The sequence below is a fragment of the Alteromonas sp. DY56-G5 genome (assembly GCF_041414725.1).
Taxonomy (GTDB): Bacteria; Pseudomonadota; Gammaproteobacteria; order Enterobacterales; family Alteromonadaceae; genus Alteromonas; species Alteromonas macleodii.
This window is the reverse complement of the sequence record NZ_JANHZQ010000084.1, coordinates 1-6,496: the sequence shown is the minus strand read 5'-3', so window position 1 is coordinate 6,496 and position 6,496 is coordinate 1. Positions and strand designations below refer to the sequence as shown.

The 6,496-nt window shown below is 41.9% G+C and carries 3 protein-coding genes; all 3 read left to right on the top strand.

The features are described 5' to 3' along the window. Positions 1-378: 378 nt before the first annotated feature. Genes NO989_RS21245 through NO989_RS21235 form a run of 3 tightly spaced genes read left to right on the top strand, consistent with a single transcriptional unit; the run spans position 379 to position 6,457 of the window. On the top strand, positions 379-3,603 hold the full coding sequence (locus NO989_RS21245) for a helicase-related protein (protein WP_371343159.1): 3,225 nt from the start codon (positions 379-381) through the stop codon (positions 3,601-3,603). Further along, positions 3,600-5,444: a DrmB family protein gene (gene drmB / locus NO989_RS21240; RefSeq protein ID WP_371343158.1), complete on the top strand. Its 1,845-nt coding sequence runs from the start codon at positions 3,600-3,602 to the stop codon at positions 5,442-5,444. Before NO989_RS21245 ends, drmB begins: the two co-directional genes overlap by 4 nt. Beyond that, on the top strand, positions 5,444-6,457 hold the full coding sequence (locus NO989_RS21235) for a hypothetical protein (protein ID WP_371343157.1): 1,014 nt from the start codon (positions 5,444-5,446) through the stop codon (positions 6,455-6,457). The genes drmB and NO989_RS21235 overlap by 1 nt, the downstream gene beginning before the upstream one ends. The last annotated feature ends 39 nt before the right edge of the window (positions 6,458-6,496 follow it).

Below are 6,496 nucleotides of genomic sequence, written 5' to 3'. Positions count from 1 at the left end.
AGAGTTTAAAAATTAGGCAGGTGATGCTGCGGCTTAACTAAGCGTTAAACTGCGGGACTTATTCGCAGTTTCCCTAGCTCTCCTTGCTTTGCGGGTTTTATTCTTTGTAAGCTCATAAGTAATATCCTTATTTCGACAGAAAACTGATTTTAATTGTATAGGCTTCTTCAAGGCTTTAGGTATAGCCATCATTGCCATATTGCACTTTTATATATAGCTCAGAGACTTAACGCGTTAATGCTATACTTTAGTCTAGTATAAAAATGGCTGTTAAATTATAATTTAGTTAAATCAAAGAAATTGAACTCCTAATTTTTCAATAGTATTCAAATTTTATCGAGTCATTCTGTAAGTGCGTGAAACCAGGGATGGAGTTGTATGACGGATTATAGTAAAGCGAGACAGAGCTTAGTTAGCTGGGTAAAAGATACACTAACGGGAAATGTTTTGAAGGATAACACCTTATGGGAGTCTAATCCTTTTAACTGCTATACAACCGGTATTCTCTACCCGGCAGGCACAGTCTATGAGTCAGTAGACGATGAAACGTCTGAAGATGATGACAGTGATGCCTCAATGGCAAGCGGTGCAAAAAAAATTCGCTATCAGCCTCCATCCTCTATGGGTTTTTCTTTTTATCTAGACCAATCAATTCAATCAATTCGTGTTTTTTACGCCGGCTTCTCTTTCACTAAGGCTGGAAAACAAAACAACCGTCAGACGTGGAAGCGAAATGCTCTGGTTGATGATGGTGGAGAAGAAATTGAGGTCGCCCTCACTGAATCTTCACGTTTCACGGTAATGAATACAAGAGCCGTTGTAGATGTAAAGATAAGGCCGCACGGAACAGGAAAAATAGTCACTGTTTCACTAAGCAATATCAGCTCCCAGCCAAAAGAAGAAAAAGAATCGGAAAGAGATGCAACAGCAAAAAACTCGATTTTTCAAGCTGAGCTTAGTTGCTTCGTAAGTACCGATTCTCTCAAAGATTACCCCAGGGTTAGCCATGCATTACTAAGTGAAGAAGAGCAAGAATTAGAACTACGTTATAAAGATGAGCGCGTTTATGCAATTGGTCATGGTGTTGCAGTAGATTGGCGAATAGGAGAGACAACGACAGAGTTCTTTAGTGACTTCATGCCAATAGTCGAAGTTCCACAGGTTACTGCCAACGCAGGTAAAGCTAACAAAGTACTAAGCTTTTCATTCTTAAAGTCTATCGAGTCTGATAAGTCGGTTTTCACCCAACTCAGTGAATTTATCGATAACTACGAAGACTGGATAGATAGTCAGCTCGAACTAGCTGAAACAGGAACGTTTGAAGAGGTAAAGGTCGCTAAGCGCATTGTTGAGCGTATGGAAGAAGCTAAACAGCGCATGAGGAGCGGTTTATCGAGACTCCGTAACGATGACTACGCTCAAAAAGCTTTTGCGCTAGCAAACAAAGCAATGCTTATGCAAATGGAGCTAAATGGCCCACCAAAGAATGGCGAACCTTATTCGTGGCGGCCATTCCAGTTAGCATTTGTTTTGTTAGCGCTTGAGTCTTCCATTGATGAAGATAATGACTTTAGAGACTGTGTTGACTTGATATGGTTTCCAACCGGAGGGGGGAAGACTGAAGCATACTTAGGCGTCATGGCGTTGGTTTTTGTTTACCGCCGCCTCAGGTACAAAAATAGCGGTGGAGGCACTGCCGCTATTATGCGGTATACGTTACGATTACTAACATCACAACAATTCATTCGCGCATGTAAGGTAGTATCGGCTTTAGAAATTATACGTACCAAGGCAGGTGAGTTAGGCGAAGAGCCTTTCAGTGTAGGGCTTTGGCTTGGCAGTGCTTCATCACCGAATACCTTCAAGCAGTCTTTAGAGGCTTTAGAAAATCGGAACTATAGCAAGTTTGTTCTACAGGAATGCCCATGGTGCTCTACGCCATTCTCACATGATAATTTCAGCGCATCAGAGAATAGTTTTTCATTTAAGTGTCACCACGAAGGTTGTGAATTAGCTAAAGCGACAAAAAACATTCTCCCTTTTAGCGTAGTCGATGAAGCGCTGTATGCTTCACCGCCAACCCTCCTTATTGCAACGGTAGACAAGTTTGCTCGACTGCCTTGGGAGGACAGAGCTGTTTCCTTTTTTGGCGGAGCAATAAATAGGCCGCCCGAATTAGTAATTCAGGATGAGCTACATCTTATTTCTGGGGCGCTCGGGTCTATAGTAGGTTTATATGAAGTTGGTTTTGAAACTATTCTAGTATCGCGAGGTGTTTATCCAAAATTTATAGCCTCTACAGCGACAATCAGACAAGCGAAAGAACAGGTGCAAGCCCTCTTTGGAAGGGAAAAGTCGGCTGTATTTCCCCCCGTAGGTATAAGGCAGAAAGATTCATATTTCGCAAAAGAAGTTCCTCTAGCTGAAAAGCCGGGGAGACTTTACGTGGGCTATATGGCATTCGGGCAAACGCGCACTAGCTGTCTTGAACATCTGGCAGCTGCGCTTGTATCAGCACCTAACGCCTGCTTTGAAGATCCTGAACTTAAAGACGCGTGGTGGACCCAAATGGTTTATCACGGCAGCTTAAAAGGCGTGGGAAACAGCAGAACGAACTTTCAAAGTGGTGTACCAAAAGTTCAGAGCAGCATGTTGTTTAACGAATTTATGAAGCAGCTTGAGAAAACAGATCTCTCTGCTGCGAATAGCTTAAGGGATGACAAAAGCGCCAAAAGTAGCGCGTTTTTTAACGGTGTAGTTCCAAAAACTTTGCTAGGCAATAAAGACAATGTGGAGCTTTTTCAACGATTCTTTCCCGCTAGGCAGTTGAGGGTGAAGTCGTTGACCAGTAATCAAACAGCAGAAGAGAATGCGCAAGTTTTCCAAGATCTTAAAGCAAGTTATGAAAACAAAGCACATTCTATAGATTCTGTATTAGCTACAAATATGGTGTCGGTAGGCTTAGATGAACCAAGGCTAGCGTTAATGGTAATAAATGGCCAACCATTGACGACTGCCGAATATATTCAGGCCAGCAGTCGCGTAGGTAGAGGCAATACGCCAGGAATTGTTTTCACAAACTATTATAAAACCCAAGCCAGAAGTCTCTCTCATTACGAAAACTTTAGGGCTTACCATAAGTCGTTTTATCGTTATGTAGAGCCGTCAAGCATTACACCTTTTACACATCAAGTTAGAAAAAGAGCACTCCATGCGTCTTTAGTATCGGCATTTCGACATGCCGAGGGAGGCTTGTTAAAAAATTCTGATGCGCAAGAACTTACTTATGATGATCCCTTAACACAAAAAATTATTCGATTGATGAAAATTAGAATTAAAAGTGCATTAGTGGGGGATAAAACCGAAACAAGACTGTTGTCAGAAGAGTGCGAGGAGCACATCGCTCGTCTTATTCGCGAATGGGAGAAAGAAGCATCCTCAGCAACGAACTTAAGGTATCGCTCTAAAGACAAGTCTGCTGATAGTTTATTGGTCTCTTTCGAAGATATTAAAACCGAAACTGGGCTTTGGGAGACGTTGAACTCCATGAGAAATGTAGAAAAAACAGGTCTCTTTGAGGTGGATGGGGGCCTTGAGTTTTGAAGAACAAACAATGGTTTACGCCTGTAAGGTTTTCTCACCTGACAGGGCACGCTGGTGTAGGTTCAATTGTACGAGATCAAAATGACTATCTACTGTTTGTTAAAGACACATCGACTTGGCCTATAAAAAATTTAACCAAGCTTCACGCGGTTGAAAGAGTAAAACGACATCTGGAAGTATCCAGCAATTTAGTGTTGCCGCCTGAGGCATCGATTGATGAGACCGCCAACCTAAGGATCTCTGGTGGCGCGATTCCTACAGTACGTTTTCCGAACTGGGCTTTATGTAATTTATGCAACACATTGCATCTCGCACCTTGGAAGAATAGCTGTGTTGAAATAAATCAAAAGCTGAAATGCTCGACGTGTAACAAAGGAACTCTGAGTCAGGTGACATGGTGTGCTGTGAGTAGTTACGGCGATTTGATTGATGTTCCTTGGCACTACATTGGTCACCGTAATCCAAAAAACGATGCACAATCTCATTGTCGTTCCATCTCGAACGAGAGTTACCTAAAGCTAGAGCTTAATGAAAGAGGGCGATGGGAAGTTCAGTGCAAGAAGTGTGGTGCCAAGAATTCGTTAGAGATGACGGATTTTCAAAGAAATGTGCACAAACAGCCTGGTTATCGTGAACGAAAATCGTTAAATGGCGAGGCTGTTACGTATACCGTTATGGAAGTAAACGATCCACGAGTATTTTCGTCAGTTAGCGAAAGGGCGTTAGTAATACCGCCAGAGTCAAATATTGACAAAACGTCGTTATTTTTTAGATTAACTCAGCAATCACAGCTGGTTGCTGGCATTAAAGACGCAAAAAGGCCATTGCAGAAAAAACGAGAAGTTAAGAAAGCGATGAGGGAACTTAAGTGTTCAGAGGAAGAGCTATTTAGTGCATTGGAAGAAATCGACAGAAGTGATTTAAAGGATGCAGTAGATTTTAGCAATATTACACCCGATGACATGATGTTTGATGAATTCGAGGCGCTCACTACAATCCAAAAATTCAATAGTAACGCTGACTTTATAACCTCTCATTTAACTAGCGAATGGTCTCACTACCTAGGTTCACTGAGTGAATGCGGTGATATCAGGCCAGAGGTTAACGTCATCGACAAGTTAATTGCCGTAAACCGCCTTAGGGTTATTGAAGTTTATAAAGGTTTTCAACGAGCAGCTAGCGACGCAGAAGATTTTGATCCCACACCAATAGTAGATCCAGATTTTACCGGTAATCTTGACTGGTTACCGGCGATAGAGCTTTTTGGCGAGGGTATGTTTTTCACGCTTGATAATGAAATTATTGAAAAGTGGGAGCATCATCCTCTTATTAGACAGCGTGCTTCAGAAATAGAAACGAGATATCAAGATTCAGAAATAATATTGCCGGATGAGGCTATCCCCACCCCTAGGTTCATTCTTCTGCATACGCTAGCACATGCACTTGTAAGAGAGCTAGAGTCCATAGCGGGTTACCCTGCAGCGTCTTTACAAGAACGAATTTATAGTTCTGCAGAGAAAAAAATGGCCGGGGTCCTTATCTACACTGCCGTACCTGACATTGCCGGGTCGCTTGGAGGCATAATCGAGCAGGCAAAACCACGTCGATTTATCAAATTATTAGATTCTGCATTCAAGCAGCTTGAATGGTGCTCGATGGACCCAGTGTGTGGAGACATGGAAGGGCAAGGGCCTTCTTGGTTAAATCGTGCAGCCTGTCATGGCTGTGTCCTTTTACCTGACACTTCATGTAGTTACAACAATGTATTTCTAGATAGAGTTTTCATAAAAGGTAAACCAGATGAAGGTATACCGTCACTGAAGGAGTTTGTGAAAAAATAATGGCAGCACGTGTTTTTGAGTTACCCAAAGAGCATGAATTAACAAAAGACCAGAGAATGGCTATTCGACTACCTGCAGATGGGCAATACTTGGTTGTTGGTGCTCCTGGAACAGGAAAGTCTGTTGTCGCACTCATGCGCCTTAGAAAATACGCGGCAACAAATGAAACGCTATTCTTGTCGTACAACCATGTACTCAATCATGCAAATAAAGTATTAGCCGGGCCTGATGAAAACTTTCATATGAATACTGCTATGTCTTGGCTTTATGATTTTCAATACAAAGCAGCGGGCGGCTCGCAGGCAAATTTTGAACAAGCGAAGATGCCTGAAGTTGAAAAACACAAACCAGACTATGAAGCGTTGATTAATCGTTTTGAAGAGCTAGGCGCATCGTGTACATCAACGAACTTTATTATTGATGAAGGTCAGGATTTACCGCCAGAATGGTACGAAGCGGTCGAGGCACTTAATGTCGAAAATTTCTTTATCGTTGCTGATCAAAATCAGCAGATTACCGAAGAGAACTCATCGCAGTCAGATTTAATGGATGCACTGGGTCTAGAAAAAGATGACGTAATTCACCTAAAAGAAAACTGGCGAAACACCACGCCGATTTCTGCCTTTGCTAATTATTTCTATACTGACAAGTCAAGTGAAAAGCCAGCGCTTCCGAAAAAACCATCGGCACACGTTCCTATTTTATATGAATATAAGTTGCTAGAAAGTGCAAAGGAACTCATTTTAAGTTCTTATGATAACGACCCCTCAAAGTTGATAGGTTTGTTTGTTGCGAATGAAAATAAAAGAGGGTATTGGGCGAAATACTTAAAAAATGACAATAAGCAAAGGCGAGAAGCTCCTCCTATTGTTAGTACTTACTACTCAGATCAAAAAGGCTTAGTAAACATCAACTTCTCTCAGGGCGGTATTGTTGTTTTAAATGATAAATCTGTGAAAGGTATAGAGTTTGATGAAGTGACGTGGTCAAGCAAATTCACACAACCCAGTTAAGCCGCTTTTCCTAAATTTGCCATATCAGCCTCATATTGA